This is a genomic window from Actinophytocola xanthii (assembly GCF_001921205.1).
GTDB classification, from domain to species: domain Bacteria; phylum Actinomycetota; class Actinomycetes; order Mycobacteriales; family Pseudonocardiaceae; genus Actinophytocola; species Actinophytocola xanthii.
Genome location: NZ_MSIE01000126.1, coordinates 1 through 1,945 on the forward strand (window position 1 = coordinate 1; position 1,945 = coordinate 1,945).

2 protein-coding genes are annotated in these 1,945 nt (G+C 67.9%); both read left to right on the forward strand.

What is annotated here, in order from left to right:
- Positions 1 to 226: 226 nt before the first annotated feature.
- Positions 227 to 535 (forward strand): DUF6412 domain-containing protein, encoded by a 309-nt coding sequence (locus BU204_RS36565; protein WP_075130374.1) that lies wholly within the window; start codon positions 227 to 229, stop codon positions 533 to 535.
- A gap of 63 nt (positions 536 to 598) precedes the next feature.
- A complete protein-coding gene (gene yidC, locus BU204_RS36570) occupies positions 599 to 1,438 on the forward strand; it encodes a membrane protein insertase YidC (protein ID WP_075130375.1) in 840 nt (279 codons plus the stop codon).
- Positions 1,439 to 1,945: the final 507 nt, after the last annotated feature.

The window sequence follows — 1,945 nt, forward strand, 5'->3', positions numbered from 1 at the left end:
GACCTGGCCACCCTCACCCTCTGGCTTTGAGGACGCTCCCTAGGGCACGTCTGGTGGCTCTCCGGCCGCGCGGTCCGCGCCCGGATGGCCCCTGGCGGCGTTGTCGCATCGGCCGAGTACGACCCGGTACGAGGCCGACGCTCCGCCTTGCCAGGAACCATCCGGATCACGAACCGCATCGACCAAGATCCACCAAACGCGCCCTAACCCGGGGTAGGCTGGAGGTATGACGAGGACCAGTGCGATGACGCGGCTTACGCTGCTGCTCGCGCTGGTCCTGCCCGCGTTGTTCATCGCGCTCCCGGCCGCCGGGGGAGTCAACCCCCTGGGCGTCGCCACGGCGCTGACCACGTCGCTGGCCGTCACCCTGCTCGCGGTCGCGGTCCACGTCCAGCTCGAGCCGACCGCCGCCGAGGCCCGGGTCCGCACCATCAGCCTGCGCGAACGCGCGCAGCTCTTCCTGCGTCTACGTGATCCCGACGCCCCGGGTCGTACCCGCCCACGAGCTCCGTCACCGGGCAGCGCGGCTGCCTGACCACTCCCTGCGCACGAGGCAGTCGCTTCCGCCTGTCCACCTCGAGCGACGGAGTGACCTTTCATGTTCGACATCGTTCTCTACCCTGTCTCTGCCATCCTCTGGTTCTGGCACACGGCCTTCGGTGCCCTGCTCGACCCCGACGCCGGCCTGGCCTGGGTGCTGGCCATCGTGTTCCTCGTCTTCACCCTGCGTGTGCTGCTGCTGAAGCCGGCGGTGGCCGCCCTGCGTGCCGGCCGGCGCGCGCAGGAGCTCGCCCCGCGGATGCGCAAGCTCAAGGAGCGGTACGGCTCCGACCGCCAGCGCCTGGCCAGGGAGATCCAGAAGCTGCACGCCGAGACCGGCACCAGCCCGCTGGGCGGCTGCCTGCCCGCGCTGCTGCAGATCCCGGTGTTCCTCAGCCTCTACTGGGTGCTGCGCGACTTCACCCCCACCGCCCAGTCCAACCAGGTGTTCGACCGGTCCGGTGTGGAGTCGTTCCTGGGTGCCGACCTCTTCGGTGCCACGCTCGGCAACTGGATCTCCCAGCCGGCCGCCGAGCTGGCCGCCTTCGGCACCGATCGGACACACCTGATCGCGGTCGGCGTTCCGCTGATGGTCGTCGCCGGCCTCGCGACGTTCCTGTCGATCCGGTTCGGCGCCGCTCGCCAACCGAGCGCGAACCCGCAGCTGGCCGGCATCACCAAGGTCATGGCCTACCTCGCGCCCGCCGGCATGCTGGTCTCGGGCGCCTTCTTCCCGATGCCGATCGGCGTGCTGATCTACTTCCTCGCCAACAACGTGTGGACCTTCGGCCAGCAGCACGTCCTCACCAGGCTCCTCGACCGCGAGGACGAGACCAGGAAAACGGCCAAGCCCACGCCAAGGGCCCCTCGCCCCGGCCAGAAGCCCAACCGACACTGACGGGTGGACAACGCATCCCGTCCCCCTCCACAACCGCCACCTCAGGGGACCGTGACGTAACCTGACCACAAGTACGTACCCAGGTAGCACCTGCGGCCCAAAGGCGACCAACACCCAAAGTGTCGGGGACACTGACGGGTAAACAACGCATCCCGTCCCCCTCCACAACCGCCACCTCAGGGGACCGTGACGTAACCTGACCACAAGTACGTACCCAGGTAGCACCTGCGGCCCAAAGGCGACCAACACCCAAAGTGTCGGGGACACTGACGGGTAAACAACGCATCCCGTCCCCCTCCACAACCGCCACCTCAGGGGACCGTGACGTAACCTGACCACAAGTACGTACCCAGGTAGCACCTGCGGCCCAAAGGCGACCAACACCCAAAGTGTCGGGGACACTGACGGGTAAACAACGCATCCCGTCCCCCTCCACAACCGCCACCTCAGGGGACCGTGACGTAACCTGACCACAAGTACGTACCCAGGTAGCACCTGCGGCCCAAA

Coding starts and splice junctions, on each gene's coding strand:
- yidC (WP_075130375.1), top strand. CDS start 599: ATGTTCGACATCGTTCTCTACCCTGTCTCTGCCATCCTCTGGTTCTGG.
- BU204_RS36565 (WP_075130374.1), top strand. CDS start 227: ATGACGAGGACCAGTGCGATGACGCGGCTTACGCTGCTGCTCGCGCTG.